Genomic DNA, 14580 nt, shown 5'->3' on the forward strand with positions numbered 1-14580 from the left:
GGAGCATGTTTTTTCTTATTAAATCATCTTACTATGCGTTTATTTCTCTCTCAATCAAACCTACTTTTAGTAACCCTTGACGAATTTCCTCTTTTTCTTTTTCTGTTAAAGGTAAAACTGGACGTCTAGCCAGAGAACTGCTAATTAATCCACGTTGATACATAGCTTCCTTCATACGTAAATGGGAAGTAGAAGAAGGCTCATCCATTTTATATACAGCATGTTTTAATTCAAAGATACGGTCATAGACAGCATTAGCAGCAACTAAATCCTGATTTTTAACACATTTCACTAATTCCGCGATTAAATCCGGTACAAAACAACCAAAACCAACAAGTGCGCCATCAATACCTTGAATTAATGTAGGGAGTAGATATTCATCATGACAAGTTAAAAGTGAAACATCCGGAGCATGCTTCTTCAACTCTCTAACATCTACTTCATATTGCGCCATATCTCTTTGACCAACTTTAATTGAAACAACATTTGGAATCTCAGCCATTTCTAATAACTGACTAGTTGTGTAGGAGGTTTTTGTCCAGGTTGGATATTGGTGAACAACGATAGAAATGTTAATCGCTTCGGCAACGTCTTTAAAAAACTGAACTGGTGATTCCGGTTGCATACCAAATCTTAACCATGAATGTGGAGGCATAAGAAGAATTCCATTTCCTCCTGCTCTTTCAACAGCTTGAGCATGTTGAATAGCTTCGATTGTGCCCTCAGCAGATACTCCGGAAATTACGGGTATACGACCTTTTAATTCATCAGCAGCAATTCGCACAGCCTCCGTACGTTCTTCAGGAAGCAGTGTCATAATTTCTCCAGTATGTCCATTTACAACGATACCATTGACGCCTTCATGGCTTGCCACCCAACGAACTAATTCACGAAATCCATCTTCATCAATAGAATAATCGTCTTTAAATGGGATAAGGACTGCCGGAAATACGCCGCTCCATTTCACTTTGTCTTTCATATACATTACCTCCTGAATAAGTATTCTAATTTATAGTAACCGGTTACGTAAATAATGTTATATTGAAAGCGCTTAAATGTCAATATATTTATTTAATCTGAAAAATAAATCGAATTTAATAGAGGTTGTTGACAAAGTCTATAACCTTACACAGACTGATAGGGAACGCTTGTAAAAGAAAAGTAAAATTGAGGTAAAATACGAGTGTAACAAGGTTTCATGGGCGTGTTGCCGAGATGAACGACGATGTATGCAGAGCGTTTATCTACAGTCTGATTTATAGTATTTCATTTTCTTTTTCTGAATATTTTTTAATGGAAAAGGCAATTATTCTTCTTGTTTTATTAGTAACCGATTACGTTTTTTGATGACCAATCCAATTATTTTGGGTAGAGTTAGGAAAACATTGATATACACCATGAAAAAATGTTTTATACAGGGCTAAGCTCAGAAAGAGATCAAATTGGATTGTGTAAATTGGGAATGACACAAAGAGTTAAAGAAATGGAATGGTCGCCAATGTTTGGTTAAGTTGTGAACGATAAAAAGCTAGTCCAAAATGCTGATGAAGCTAAAATCGTTAGAGAAATATTCGATTACGCTGATCAATGATTTGTCTACAAAAAGATTGTTGGTATTCAGAATTGGAAGGTTGTATTATTAAGAGAGGAAACGCCTTTCCTATTAATACCCATAGAAAGGTATTTTAATGAATAAAAAACGAGAAAATGCAAAAGAACCCTTTATACAAAGGGTACCGCTAACATTACAAAAAATTTTGTATGCTATATGACCAAGTCATACGACGACGTATGTGAAATAACGAGCGTTTGTCTACAGTCTGAAACGCTGTGCCCTGTTAGCGGGGCACAGCGTTTCCTTGTAAGGCATGTTGCTCCTGCAATCGTCCCTGCTTTTTCAATGGTGCTTTTCCAAGCAGCCATGGATATTTTTGTAACAAATAGATAAATGGGATGACAAGCACAATCGTAACGCCTGTGAAAAACAACGTCCAAGGCAAACTGTTAGCCGTGCTTAAGTCAACTTGGAACCCATAGTAAAGGGCAGCGCGGACAAAGTTTAGCATCGGCAAGTGTACAAGCAAAATCACAATCGAGTTTTGGCCGAGAAATAATAACGTCTTCGAGTGCTGCAGCTTAGGAATGAGCACAAGAAAGGCGGCGATGCCTGCTATCGCAGCTAAATAAAAGTAGCCGAATTCGCCAAGCACATTTGCCCGCATGTCAACACGCTCTGTATTGAGCGATTGAATGAAAAATACCAATAAAAATAAGGGTATCGCAATAGGCAGCACGCTTGACCATGGCAGCGTTTTCCAGAAGTGTTTTGTCAAATGGCCTAGGCCATAAAACACAACTGCCGTTAAAGCGACGAATACATTCCAAGGCAGTGCAAAAGAAAGCATTGTCGACCCATAACCTGCGATAGCGGCAACAACGAGAAACGTGGCAATGAATCTCCCTTTTGACAGACGATAGTAGAGAAAAAAGAGCAATTCGACAACAAATAGGCAAGTGAGAAACCAAATGGCCGGGTTGTACGTAAGTTGATAATTTCCAGGTGTCGATAAAAAGATGCCGATAAACGGGTTAATCGGATTGACGTCTTCACCGGCAGTGAAAGGAAAATGTCTTGTCATGCTGTACCAAATGAGATAGGAGACCGCTGAAAAAACGAAGTATGGCAACAATAGGCTTCGTGCTTTTTTCTTGATAAAGGCCCAAATACTCATGGACTGAGGACGAAATACGGCCCCAGACAAATAAAAAAACAAAGGCATATGAAAGGCAAACAAAAAGGCTTTAAGTGTTTCGTCGATGGGCGCGTGGCTCATAACAACTAGAACAATACCAAGCCCTTTTGCAGCGTCGATCCATTTAATTCGCCTGTCCATCAAAGCAACCCCTTTCTGTATCAACTTCCAGGTGTGGCTCTACAATGCTAGTATACACATCCTCTGTTTTCGAAAAACCTTGTGAGCAAAACTTACATAGGGCTATAGGGCAGTGCAGTCATTTGCTTGTAGTTTGCGGCAATTTTTGAAGAGTGTTACAAAACTTGAAATCGCGATGTGACGGGATTGTAATAAGGGAAACGGCAACTGTGAAAATGTGCGTTAGAAATCTTCACAAAAACACTTGTGTAAAAGCGCTTTCTATGATAATGTTTCATTATACAAAAAACAGTATATTGGTTTGGTGGAGGTGAACATGAACGAAGCGCTTCTGTCAAAAAAAGGAAAAACATTGCTTAAAGTTGCTTCTCTGTTACTCACGATAGAGAAAGGGCAACGGATTCCGAAAGTCGAATCTTTAGCACAAGAGCTAAATGTAGGGCGAGGCACTATACAGAGTTCTTTAAAAATGCTTGAAGAAGCGAACGCGATTGAGCTTCTGTCCCGTGGTCATTTGGGCACATTCCTGTTACAGAAAGATGTCTCAAAATTATTGGAGTTTGCCGGTGTCAATACGATTACTGCGGTTATGCCGTTGCCGTACTCGAAAAAATATGAAGGCTTGGCGACTGCCCTGACGACTGTTTTCCATAACATGGGTATTCGTTTAAACCTTGCCTTCATGAGAGGAAGCAACCCGCGCCTTGAAGGGGTCAAAGAAGGACGCTATGATTTTGCCGTTGTTTCGTTTATGGCTGCAAAAAATGCCGTAGAAAAGGCAAACATCACGATCGAAAAAAGGCTAGGCGCCCAATCTTACGTCAGCAAGCATAAAATCTATTTTGCTGACAGCGACAAGACCGAAATTGAAGATGGCATGAGAATTGGCATTGATTCAAAATCGGCTGACCAAAGAACGTTAGCCGAAGCGGAAGCACAAGGAAAAAAGGTAACATTTGTAGATACGACGTACATGCACTTGCTGCAAAGCTTAGAAGCTGGAGTGATCGATGCGACCGTGTGGAATGCAGATGAAGTGCAGCGCCCGACCCTTTATGCAAAAGACCTTACCTCTTCTCTTGCAGTAAGAAACTCGCAGGAGATTAGTGAAACGGCGCTTGTCGCCCATGGAGATAAACAAACAATTTCTTATTTGCTAGGATTAATAGACAAACAAGAACTGTTAACGATCCAGAAGCAAGTCGTTGAAGGGAAGATCATTCCTTCTTATTAGGAACTTTCCTTCACATTCAATATACAAAAAAATGTACATTAAATTAAGGAGGGTTGAAGATGGAATTGCATACGCGTTTGCAAATTTTAAAAGAAGCAGGGACGATCACGGACAAAGCATACCGTGTCACTACCCAAGTAGTGGAAGAGCAAGTTCCTGACGACTTGCATGAGAATTATGCGATGTTAGTGACCCATTTGGCAATGGCGTTGACAAGAATTGAACAGAATGAAGCATTGACTGGTCCAGGGGATGCGGTCATGGAGGAAGTCCTTGCTTCCCCACACTTGCCTGCTGCTAAGGAGGCTGTGGAAAAAATCGAATCCCTTGTTGGCGAACCGCTCCCTAAAGAAGAACAGCAGTTTCTCTATATGCATTTTGTCAGCACATTTTCGTCCGTTTCATAAGTAAAGTAGTATGGTGAGAAAATGAACCAAAAACTAAAGGAGTGTTTTCGATGAAAATTGTTATTGGCGGCCAAGTAGAAAAGAAGGAAATAGAAAAATTAATTAAAGAGAAGAATCCCGATATTGAAACCGTTATCAAGTCTGATTTAGAAGCAGCGATGCTGCTCAAACAAGGCCAAGCAGATTACTATTTTGGCGCATGCCATACTGGTGGCGGCGGCGCTTTGGCTATGGCGATTTCGTTGCTCGGCAAGGCAAGCTGCCACACCATTTCGATGCCTGGAAAACCACCTGTGAAAGAAAAAGTCGAACAAGCCGTGCAGGAAGGCGGCAAAGCGTTTGGCTTCACCGGCGATCATAAAGAAAAAGCGGTCGAATATTTACTCGATGCGTTAAAAGCTTAATATAAGGAGCTAACGGAGGGATACCATGGTAGATGTAATTTTGCTCATTGCGATCGGTGCGCTAAGCGCAGTGATGGCCAATTTAGGAATCGCCGTTTTTAATGATGGGTTGCGCCCGATTGTACCAGAGAACTTGGAAGGGCGAATGTCACGGAAAGAATTAGGAGTAACCGCATTTGCAATGAGCTTCGGGCTCGTCATTGGCTACGGCATTCCTATATCCATTGCTGGTAGCATTATTTTGATTCATAGCATCTTGCTAGGAACGGATATCATTGGTCTGTCGATCGCAAGAGGCAAATTTTCCACAATGGCAGCAGGTGTGTTAGGGGGACTTTATGGAGCAGGCATCTATTATGGGCTTCAAGTCGTTGTTGATTTGTTTGCTCGCTTGCCGCTGAACTTTGTAGATGGCTTCAATTTGGTTGGCGAACCGGTTGTTGTTGCGTTTATGGTCTTTCCAGCGATTGCTGTTGCTTTGCAGTTCTCTGTCAAGAAAGGGGTTGTCACGTTTTTGGTGGCAGCGCTTGCCCGACAGCTGATTGTATTTGTCAATGAAAACGGCCTTATTGAAATTGGCGGTTCATCCGTGACCCTTAGTCCGGAAGGGATTGCCCTCGTTGTAGGAATGGTGTTTTTAATGGCGTTTGCGATGCAGGAAAAGTCTGAAGACACGAGCATGGGACAAATGGCGACATTGTTTGTCGACCGGGTGAATCGGATTAAAAAGTTTGCGGTCGTGCTGATGGCATCAGGTGCGTTGCTTGCTGCAGCTGCAAACTTGTTAATTGTATCTGGAGATCCGATCACACTAAATTTGCTTGCAGATGGCCGGATTAATGAGGGAGGCATTGCCGCACTAGCGAAAGCACTTGGGTTTGTGCCACTCATTGCCAGCACCGCTATTGCTACAGGCGTGTATGGCCCAGCCGGGTTTACACTCGTTTTTGCTGTTGGTATCTTTTCGCCAAACCCGTTTATTGCCGCGGCGATTGGTGCGATTGTGATCTTGCTTGAAGTCCTGATGTTATCAAAGTTAGCGAAGTTTCTTGACCGTTATCCAGGCGTGCGTGCTTCTGGGGAAAATATTCGTACCGCGATGACGCGCGTTCTTGAAGTGGCATTGCTCATCGGCGGCGCCAATGCGGCAAATGCGATTGTCCCTGGATTTGGCTTCTTTGCCATCGCCGGATTTTATTTACTAAACGAAGCCGGAGGCCGCCCAATTGTACGGATGGCAGTAGGCCCTGTTGGCGCGATAGCTGTTGGAATTATTGGCAACATCTTAGCCTTACTAGGGATTTTCACGCCACCAGCATAGAGGAGAGGAAAAACGATGATTGAAACGGTGAGGGGACCGATTAAGCCCGAAGAACTTGGCATATGTGCTTGCCATGAGCACGTCCATATTGATTTAAGCCCTATTAAAAAGTCAAATGACACAGCATTAACCAATTACGACCGTGTAAAAGAAGACGTTGCCCGTTTTATTAAAGCCGGCGGAAAAGCCTTTATTGAAATGACCAATGTCGGCATGGGGCGGAACATCCAATTTATGCGACGTTTATCTGAAGAGCTCGATATGCATATTGTGGCCAGTACAGGCTGTTACAAAGACCCGTTTATTCCGTCGGAGGCCCTTTCGTGGAACCGGGAGCAATTTGCAGCGTTTATGTTGCAAGAGATTGAGGAAGGCATTGATGGTTCTGCAAGCAAGCCCGGTGTTATTGGCGAAATCGGCAGCAGTTTAAATGAATTCAAACCGGTGGAGACAGAGCTGTTTCATGGGGCAATCATTGCAGCGAAGGAGAGCGGATTACCGTTGGCGACGCACACCACATTGGGGACAATGGCGCTTGAGCAAGTCGAGTTGTTCGCTAAGGAAGGGTTGCCGCTCGACCAAGTGATCATCGGGCACCAGGATCTAAATGAAAACGATGAAGTGGTGCTTGAAGTCCTAACAGCTGGCTGTTACGTCGCTATGGATACGATTGGCAAAGAAAATTACCGTTCTGACCAGGAACGTCTCACTTCGCTGTTGCGCTTTATCGAAGCAGGCTATGGGGACAAAATCATGTTATCCACTGATATCACAAGAAATTCCCACCTTTTTGCTGCTGGCGGGCAAGGCTTTGATTACACGCTACGGGAGTTTCAACCGAGAATGGAAGCGTCTGGGCTGTCGCAGCAAGAAATACGAAAACTTTTGATTGAAAACCCAGCAAACGCGTTTTCAAAGAGGGAAGGGACATCATGAAATACAGCGAAGCACTGCTAAAAAATCGATCAATGGAAGAAGCGCAGTCTCTTCAATTTAAAATAGTCGATGAAATAACAAAAGAGTTTACCGACAACGAATTTTATCAACTTGGTGATGTCGGGCTGCATCCTGATTTTGGGCGCCCGCAAACAACAGCTAAAGCAGAGCGTGTGTTAGCCCGAGTATTTGACAGCGAAGCTTGTGCGCTTGTCCGTGGTAGCGGTACAGGGGCGATTCGCCTCATTTTAGCAGAATTAGTGGCAGCAGGCGATACATGCCTTGTTCATACAGCGCCCATGTATATGACGACAAAAGAAACATTTAGGCAGCTTGGATTGAAGCAAGAAGCGGTTGACTACAATGATCTTTCTGCTTTTAGGAGCGCCGTGGCAGCTACAGAAGCAAAGCTCGTTTACGTCCAGCATGCACGCCAGGCTCCTCATGATACGTATCAGCTTGGCGAAGTTATTGAAGCTGCGAAAACGATACGCCCTGATTTGCCAGTCGTAGTCGATGACAACTATTGCGCTTTAAAGATGCCAAAAATCGGCTGTGAATATGGCGCGGATTATTCGACTTTTTCTGGTTTTAAATTGCTTGGGCCAGAAGGGATTGGCGTGATTGTTGGAAAAGCAGCAGCGATTGAACGCCTCCATGCCCGCAATTATTCAGGAGGGGGCCAAGTACAAGGCCATGAAGCTCATGAGCTTTTACGGAGCTTGACGCTAGCGCCAGTTATGTTGGCGACGCAAAATGAACAAGTCGAAGAACTTTACCAACGTATTAAAAATGGTGCTTTGCCTGGAGTTGAAGATGTTTACATGGTCAATGCCCAGTCTAAAAACGTGATGATTGAGCTTGCTGAACCGATTGCAGGCCAAGTCATTGCCAACGCGGCTTGTCTTGGTGCAGCCACCTATCCAGTCGGCGCGGAGTCTCGGTATGAATTAGCACCAATGGTGTACCGTCCATCTGGCAGCTTTAGGGAAGCAGATCCAAAGTTAGAAAAGCATGGCCTGCGTGTTAACCCAATGAAATCAAGTGCAAGCACTGTTCTGCGCATCTTACACTTGGCTGTGAAAGAAGCACAGAAAGGATGAATGCAAGAGATGTTTACTAGCATGATCGCTAAGCGTAACCCGAAGTTGGTGGAAGCGGCCGTCTGCCTTCATCAAAGCGGAGCTCTTGCGCCTAACACCCATTTAATCGATCTCGATGCGCTTGAACGAAATGCCGCCATTCTTGCGAAGACAGCGGAAGAACATGGCATGACGTTATATTACATGACGAAGCAGATCGGTAGAAGTGGCTTTGTCGGCAAACACATTGAAAAGAGCGGCATTCACAAAGCCGTTGCTGTCGATATCGATGAAGCGATTCAACTAAAGGACGGCGGCTGTGCGATCGGCAACTTAGGGCATTTGGTCCAACCTGGCAAAAACCAATGGCCATTTGTATTAACAGAAATGAAACCGGAAGTCGTCACGCTCTTCTCACTTGAACGGGCTAAACAATTAAATCAAGCAGCTGTACAAGCTGGAGTGGTACAAGATGTCATTATCCGTGTTGTAAGCAAAGGAGATTTTGTCTTTCCAGGCCAATATGGTGGCTTTTTATTGGAAGAATTGCCGGAAGCAATCCAAGAGCTAACGGCACTAACAGGAATTCGCTTAATCGGCGTGACAAGTTTTCCCGTTTTAGCGTATACCCCTGGAGACAATAGCTACCATTACGCAAGCAATGCGCAAACGATTGTCAAAGCCGTCCGTCTTCTCCAACAAGCTGGAGTGGAAGTGAAGCATGTCAATACGCCAAGCGCGACGAGTGTGAATACGATCCCGATGCTTAAACAACTTGGCGCGACACACGCAGAGCCAGGCCATGCCCTAACTGGCACAACGCCTTTGCATGCCTACCGCGAGGATTTAGCGGAGCTGCCGGCTATGGTCTACGTCTCTGAAATTTCACACCAGGACCACACTCATGCTTATACGATTGCAGGGGGATTTTACCCACGCTCAAATATGGCTTATGCGTTTTACGGTGATTCACCTAGGACGATTTTCAATAAAGCGGAAGTTGATCTCGTTTCACCTGGCAATATTGATTATTATGGGGCATTAAAACGTGAACAGGGAATGCAGACAGGTGATACGGTTGTGTACGCCTACCGATCGCAAGTATTTGTGACTCGTTCCCACGTTGCCTTTGTCAGAGGTGTGGCAAACGGCAAGCCAGTTATTGTTCATCAGCAAAAAAGGGGGATGTAGCTATATGGGAAAAGCAACGTTGCTCGTGTTGGATGGCTTTGGTGTTGGCGCAATGGCAGATTGCCGTGAAACCAAACCAGAAGACATCCACGCCTCCACATACGCCCATCTACAGGAAACCGTCGGACTAAAGGTGCCTACGCTCATGAAAATGGGATTGGGAAAAATTGTCAAAAATGAAGGCGAAGCCATTGCCGCTTATGGCAAAAGCAAACTTGCCCATCACGGAGCCGATACATTTATGGGCCACCAAGAACTAATGGGGTCGAAGCCAGGAAAACCAGCTAAGCGCCTCATGAAAGAAGTTGGACAGCAAATCGCCCACGGTTTAACGGCAAATGGGTACCAGGTAGAGGAACTAATTGAAGGCAAGCCCATTTTGCTAGTTGACGGCGCTGTTGTCGTAGGAGACAATTTAGAATCAGCGCTCGGCAATATCATCAATATGACAGCTGATTTGACCCAAATCTCCTTTGAAGCGGCAACAAAGATGGCTGCCGTAGTCAGAAAACATGTTGATACAAGCCGTGTGATTGTATTTGGAAATGAGTCTGTGTCGCTAACAGATATTGTAGCAGCGGCAGAAGAAGGAAAACCAGGCCAGTGGGGCATTAATGCGCCTAAAACAGGGGTGTACGGCGAAGGGTATCAAGTGCTCCATTTAGGCTATGGTGTTACATTTGAAAAGCAATTTGCCTATTTGGCCGAACAAGCAGGAAAGCCAGTTTATCGAATTGGCAAAACAGCTGATGTCATTCAGGCGCAAGGCTTTGCCAACCCTGTCGTCCATACGCCTGAATTGCTTTCAATATACAAAAAAATGTATAATGAAGCGGAAGAAGATGCTGTTTTCCTCGTGAATGTCCAAGAAACTGACTTGGCCGGTCATAAAGAAGATCCGTCTTGGTATAAAGAAGTGCTTGAAACGGTCGATCATTTTTTGGCTGAGTTTTTGCCGACACTGGGAGAACACGACATACTCATCGTTACAGCCGACCATGGAAATGACCCGACTTGCGGCCACTCCCAACATACGAGGGAGCACACCCCTATACTGGCATATGGCAAACATGTTCGGCCAGTATGTTTAGGTGTTCGAGACACGATGGCGGATATTGCGGCGACACTGAGTGATTTTACAGGCGTACAGACGCCAGAATTTGGTACAAGTTTCTTGCCTGAATTAACGGGGAAGTAGAAGGAGCCACCTTCTACTATTTCAATAGTTGAGTGAGCCTGTCAACGTTGTTGACAGGCTTAATTGTGTTGACAAAGTTAATCACTGCACTCAACTGATAGACGGGGAAGATAGGAATAAAACATCGATTCATGCGAGGTTTGCACGGTCTGTGACATCAAGAGCGAGACGCTTGCATGTTTCTTTATTTTTTATTTATTGACAAGCTCGTCATTCTTCCAGTCGAGCTTTAATAACGGAGAATTTCCTTTGATTAGTAATGTAAATATGATGGAAAGGCCATGTTTCGCATATCTATCATGTTCACTATCATTGGCGTTGAAATAACTGGCCAAATGAAAGGCAGTGAAATATTCATTCCAATTTAAATATACCTTTTGCGATTCTTGGGCTGCCTTTAACATCATCTCATTTGCTTCTGTTTTTGATAACCAGCCTAGTCGTCTGCCGACGCGACATAGGTAAATACTCCAAGCCCAGTCTACTGCTGCAACTCCTGCTTCTGTTAAAGTATGAATTCCCCGATTCGCTATAAAGAACTTCGGATAATCGGGATCATCCTTCGCTAAGGATTGGACGAATCGGATCCTGGCTTCTTCTGATAAAGGCATTAGCTGATCGAGATAGTGATCGAATTCCCGGCGGGTCCCAACGTCCATCAACCATTGAATCTTTTGTTTTAACTCGGCTGCACTGGAAATCTCCCATTTTTCTAACACCTTTTGCAAAAACTTTTTTCCGATTAGGCGATCTCTAAAATAGGCAAAATCGTATACAGTAAAATAATGATTAAGAAAATCACTTTCGATGCAAGCCGCTGAAAGACATCGGAAATAAAGAGCTTGCCGTTTTTTCTTTATTTTTGTGAACATCCCTGCAGGCTTAAGGAATACCAGTAACACTCTCCCAAATTCCCAAAGGATTGGGATCAGAAAAAGCGCAGTATAGTGAAAAGGGATGGGCGGAATAAGCATAATAAGAAAAACGAATACGTATATCCATGCTCTCCGTAGAACCATAAATAAATAAAAGAGCATATTATTCAATCGTCTTTTATTTTTAGACGTTGGTTCTGGGAGTTCAATTTGTTCATTTCTTGTTTTTTCATTGAGCACTCTTGATCTATAGGGAAGAAATTCCGGCCGATCAGGATGTAATTCAATCGCCTTCTCAATCCACTGATGGGCTGTTACTTCATCGTTTAATTCTAAATGGCCTTTAATCTTTAAAAATAATCCCTCAACGTGATGATCGTGGTAGGCAAGAAGTTGATCACAGTCCGCAATGACTTTTTGAAAGTCTTTGAAGTGAAAATGCAGCTGAGCGCTATAAAGCAGTCCATCTGGGTCTCCTGGAGATAATGCCAGCTTCTCCTGGAACATTTGCAAAGCAGCTCGGTAATCGTTTTTTCGTAAATAGTAAACCCCTTTTAAATGCCATAAGTCAGGGTCACGGGCAAACAGTTGGCAGGCTTGGTCAATTGCTGCTTTGGCGGCTTCTAATTGATCATTACGTAAATAAGCTTGTGCTTCCGCCCGTAATTGAAGGTAGAGCTCATAATCCATATCGACTTCTTTTTGGAAACAATCATAGCCTAATTGTTGATAATGGGCTATATTTTCGATCAAAAAGGATGTCGTTTCTTCCCCATAACGTTCTTGCAATTGTTCCTTTTGTTCTGTCCAATGGAATGTTTGTTCAAGAAGCTGCCAAACGGAGGAACGTAAATAAGGATGTTCCTGTAAAAAATCAATTAACTCATCTTGGAGTTGCTCGGAATGTTGAACGTTCCAAATAATGTCTGCCTGTAGTAAGGTTTCCCAGTTGCGAATATCAAGACGTGCGAAAAAATCATCATAGAGGTTCTGAACCTTTTTGATAAATTCGTCTACTGGGTGTTCTGGAATCACTGCCTTCTCATCCAATACCCAGTCTTGTAAAGGTTCAGCCGTCTTTATCGGTGTATGTACAATCCCTTGCTTAGCCTGTCTCATGGCAAAATCATAGGCTTCCCTAAGCTGCTGATAGCCTTCGGGATCTTCTTCCGGGTGATGTTTTTTTAACCCTTTCGCATAGGCTTTTTTAATAGCTGTTAGATTATCCGTTGGTTCAATTTCTAACGTTTCCCAAGCGGTCATCGAGAGTACATCCACCTTTCAATCGTTTCCAACTGCTCATTGAATACTTTTGCTGCTTTTTTGATTTCTTTTTCATTTTGAGTCAGCAAGACCCGTTCAAATTCCCGTAAAAAGTAGGCTACTTTATCTCGTTCCTCTCCAAGCATTTCTTCATAAAGCCGTTCTCCTTTAGCGAGCAGCAACCTATTTTCCGTCCGATCTCTCGGATGAATTTTAATATTTTTTAGTTCCTTTAATCTGGCTTCAATCTCTTCCTTAGAAAGGTCTCCAGCATTTTGCTCAATGACGACTCTTTTTTTCGCTCCAGTCGCTTTACTTACTACTTCAACCTCAAGAATGCCGTTGATATCGTATGTATAACGAACATCAATGGCTTGTGTCCCGGCGGGAGCTGGAGGCACTTGGATAGAGAGTTCTCCCAGTTTGATGTTATTGGCGACTTTCCTGCTTTCCCCTTGATAAACCTCGACGTTAAGGACTTTTTGATTGTCTTGGACCGTATACAGTTGTTCTACCCGGCTAACCGGGATTGGTGTATTTCGTTCAATAATCGGAAAGAAATAGCCACTTTCTGTTTTGCCATTTCCCAAGTCTTCAACGACGTGTGTTCCAAGGGTATATGGGCATACATCCGTTAAAATCACTTCTTCCAACGTTTTATCTCTTTCTTTTAAAGCAACTTGAATAGCGGTTCCTAAAGCAACGGTTTGATCAGGGTGTATATGTGTATAGGGCATCCGGCCAAACATTTTGGAGACGACTGATTTAATAAGCGGCATGCGTGTGGCGCCTCCAATTAAGATGACTGCGTCCATGTCGCCTGGTAATAAATCCGCGTCACGCAATGCCCGTTCAATCGGGTAGCGCAGCCGCAAGAGCAGTTGATTCGAAAGTTTTTCAAAGTCTTCCTTGCGAAGCGTCGTTTCATATATCTTGCCATCAATAGTAACGCTCATCGAACTGGAGGATGACTCGCAAAGGGCGAGTTTGCATCGTTCCGCTTGTGTATAGAGAAACGACATCGTTTTTGCATCTAGCGTGCTTTTATCTAATTGATGGGTATCGACAAAATACGTGATTAATAGATTGGTAAAGTCCTCGCCGCCAAGATAGTTATCACCGGCAATGGATTTGACTTCAATAATTCCTTCGAATAATTCAAGAATGGATACGTCAAATGTTCCACCGCCTAGATCAAACACCAAAAATTTCGTTTCCGGTTTTTCTTGGTTTAGTCCGTAAGCAAGTGCAGCAGCTGTCGGTTCACTGATAAGCCGCTCCACTGTAAGCCCGGCAAGTTCAGCCGCTCGTTTGGTTGCTTTTCTTTGGGCATCATTGAAATAAGCAGGGACACTGATCACGGCATTTGTAATTTCCTTCTGGAAATAGGATTCCGCATCTGCTTTTAATACTCGGATGATAAACGATGAAAGCTCCTCAGGGGTGAAAGTGTGGGCGCCTAACGTATACGTTTTATCTGTACCCATGAACCGCTTAAAGATCGAAGCAGTTAAATGCGGGTGGGTTAAGAGGCGTTCCTTTGCAATTTGCCCAATTAATACCTCGCCATTTTCATCTACACTTACTACAGAAGGAGTAAGGTATTCTCCTAAAACATTAGGAATAAGGCGAGGCTGATCGTTATCCCAGTAGGCTACTAAACTATTGGTTGTTCCTAAGTCAATTCCGATTGTCACCATGGAAACTCCTCCTCAACTTTCATAGTTATCTTACTATAAGTGAAAAAAAAGTGGAATAAGCAGATAAATGCAGCA

Annotated in this window: 12 protein-coding genes; 8 read left to right on the plus strand and 4 right to left on the minus strand. The window is 43.5% G+C overall.

Annotation, left to right across the window (positions count from 1 at the left end; genetic code table 11):
* Window positions 1-31: 31 nt before the first annotated feature.
* Both N6H06_RS13140 and N6H06_RS13145 read right to left on the minus strand, forming a co-directional pair.
* Entirely contained in the window at window positions 32-979 is a 948-nt protein-coding gene (locus N6H06_RS13140) for a dihydrodipicolinate synthase family protein (RefSeq protein ID WP_263707060.1), read from the minus strand.
* An 859-nt stretch (window positions 980-1838) separates the two neighbouring features.
* Window positions 1839-2894 carry an acyltransferase family protein gene (locus N6H06_RS13145; RefSeq protein WP_213029251.1) on the minus strand — a complete coding sequence of 352 codons (1056 nt, stop codon included), beginning with the start codon at window positions 2892-2894 and terminating at the stop codon, window positions 1839-1841.
* Between the two features lie 316 nt (window positions 2895-3210).
* On the opposite strand from N6H06_RS13145, the gene yhfZ reads away from it, so the two are divergent.
* The 8 genes from yhfZ to N6H06_RS13185 are packed head-to-tail and all read left to right on the plus strand — an operon-like array spanning window position 3211 to window position 10667.
* Window positions 3211-4128, plus strand: coding sequence for a GntR family transcriptional regulator YhfZ (gene yhfZ / locus N6H06_RS13150; RefSeq protein WP_062748191.1), 918 nt, complete (start codon window positions 3211-3213; stop codon window positions 4126-4128).
* A gap of 59 nt (window positions 4129-4187) precedes the next feature.
* The gene (locus N6H06_RS13155) at window positions 4188-4535 is read left to right on the plus strand and encodes a PRD domain-containing protein (protein WP_062748190.1); all 348 of its coding nucleotides are present in this window, start codon (window positions 4188-4190) and stop codon (window positions 4533-4535) included.
* A gap of 50 nt (window positions 4536-4585) precedes the next feature.
* Window positions 4586-4939, plus strand: coding sequence for a DUF2620 domain-containing protein (locus tag N6H06_RS13160; protein WP_062748188.1), 354 nt, complete (start codon window positions 4586-4588; stop codon window positions 4937-4939).
* Between the two features lie 25 nt (window positions 4940-4964).
* On the plus strand, window positions 4965-6260 hold the full coding sequence (locus N6H06_RS13165; protein WP_062748186.1) for a YhfT family protein: 1296 nt from the start codon (window positions 4965-4967) through the stop codon (window positions 6258-6260).
* A 15-nt stretch (window positions 6261-6275) separates the two neighbouring features.
* On the plus strand, window positions 6276-7196 hold the full coding sequence (locus N6H06_RS13170; RefSeq protein WP_062748184.1) for a phosphotriesterase family protein: 921 nt from the start codon (window positions 6276-6278) through the stop codon (window positions 7194-7196).
* Window positions 7193-8299 (plus strand): aminotransferase class V-fold PLP-dependent enzyme, encoded by a 1107-nt coding sequence (locus tag N6H06_RS13175; protein ID WP_213029255.1) that lies wholly within the window; start codon window positions 7193-7195, stop codon window positions 8297-8299. The genes N6H06_RS13170 and N6H06_RS13175 overlap by 4 nt, the downstream gene beginning before the upstream one ends.
* Before the next feature lie 9 nt (window positions 8300-8308).
* Window positions 8309-9469, plus strand: coding sequence for a YhfX family PLP-dependent enzyme (locus tag N6H06_RS13180; RefSeq protein WP_062749068.1), 1161 nt, complete (start codon window positions 8309-8311; stop codon window positions 9467-9469).
* A gap of 4 nt (window positions 9470-9473) precedes the next feature.
* Complete coding sequence (locus N6H06_RS13185) at window positions 9474-10667, plus strand: phosphopentomutase (protein ID WP_263707070.1); 1194 nt, start codon at window positions 9474-9476, stop codon at window positions 10665-10667.
* Window positions 10668-10858: 191 nt separating this feature from the next.
* Here N6H06_RS13185 and N6H06_RS13190 read toward each other — a convergent pair whose 3' ends face one another.
* Together N6H06_RS13190 and N6H06_RS13195 are read right to left on the minus strand one after the other, a co-directional pair.
* Window positions 10859-12805, minus strand: coding sequence for a DUF1266 domain-containing protein (locus tag N6H06_RS13190; RefSeq protein ID WP_062748179.1), 1947 nt, complete (start codon window positions 12803-12805; stop codon window positions 10859-10861).
* A complete protein-coding gene (locus tag N6H06_RS13195) occupies window positions 12802-14505 on the minus strand; it encodes a molecular chaperone HscC (protein WP_062748177.1) in 1704 nt (567 codons plus the stop codon). Before N6H06_RS13195 ends, N6H06_RS13190 begins: the two co-directional genes overlap by 4 nt.
* Between the last annotated feature and the right edge of the window lie 75 nt (window positions 14506-14580).

It is taken from the genome of Shouchella tritolerans (genome assembly GCF_025770735.1).
Classification (GTDB): domain Bacteria; phylum Bacillota; class Bacilli; order Bacillales; family Bacillaceae_D; genus Shouchella; species Shouchella tritolerans.

Excerpts from the sequence above, each read along its gene's own strand:
- N6H06_RS13140 (WP_263707060.1), bottom strand. The coding sequence starts at position 979 with ATGAAAGACAAAGTGAAATGGAGCGGCGTATTTCCGGCAGTCCTTATC.
- N6H06_RS13145 (WP_213029251.1), bottom strand. The coding sequence starts at position 2,894 with ATGGACAGGCGAATTAAATGGATCGACGCTGCAAAAGGGCTTGGTATT.
- yhfZ (WP_062748191.1), top strand. The coding sequence starts at position 3,211 with ATGAACGAAGCGCTTCTGTCAAAAAAAGGAAAAACATTGCTTAAAGTT.
- N6H06_RS13155 (WP_062748190.1), top strand. The coding sequence starts at position 4,188 with ATGGAATTGCATACGCGTTTGCAAATTTTAAAAGAAGCAGGGACGATC.
- N6H06_RS13160 (WP_062748188.1), top strand. The coding sequence starts at position 4,586 with ATGAAAATTGTTATTGGCGGCCAAGTAGAAAAGAAGGAAATAGAAAAA.
- N6H06_RS13165 (WP_062748186.1), top strand. The coding sequence starts at position 4,965 with ATGGTAGATGTAATTTTGCTCATTGCGATCGGTGCGCTAAGCGCAGTG.
- N6H06_RS13170 (WP_062748184.1), top strand. The coding sequence starts at position 6,276 with ATGATTGAAACGGTGAGGGGACCGATTAAGCCCGAAGAACTTGGCATA.
- N6H06_RS13175 (WP_213029255.1), top strand. The coding sequence starts at position 7,193 with ATGAAATACAGCGAAGCACTGCTAAAAAATCGATCAATGGAAGAAGCG.
- N6H06_RS13180 (WP_062749068.1), top strand. The coding sequence starts at position 8,309 with ATGTTTACTAGCATGATCGCTAAGCGTAACCCGAAGTTGGTGGAAGCG.
- N6H06_RS13185 (WP_263707070.1), top strand. The coding sequence starts at position 9,474 with ATGGGAAAAGCAACGTTGCTCGTGTTGGATGGCTTTGGTGTTGGCGCA.
- N6H06_RS13190 (WP_062748179.1), bottom strand. The coding sequence starts at position 12,805 with ATGACCGCTTGGGAAACGTTAGAAATTGAACCAACGGATAATCTAACA.
- N6H06_RS13195 (WP_062748177.1), bottom strand. The coding sequence starts at position 14,505 with ATGGTGACAATCGGAATTGACTTAGGAACAACCAATAGTTTAGTAGCC.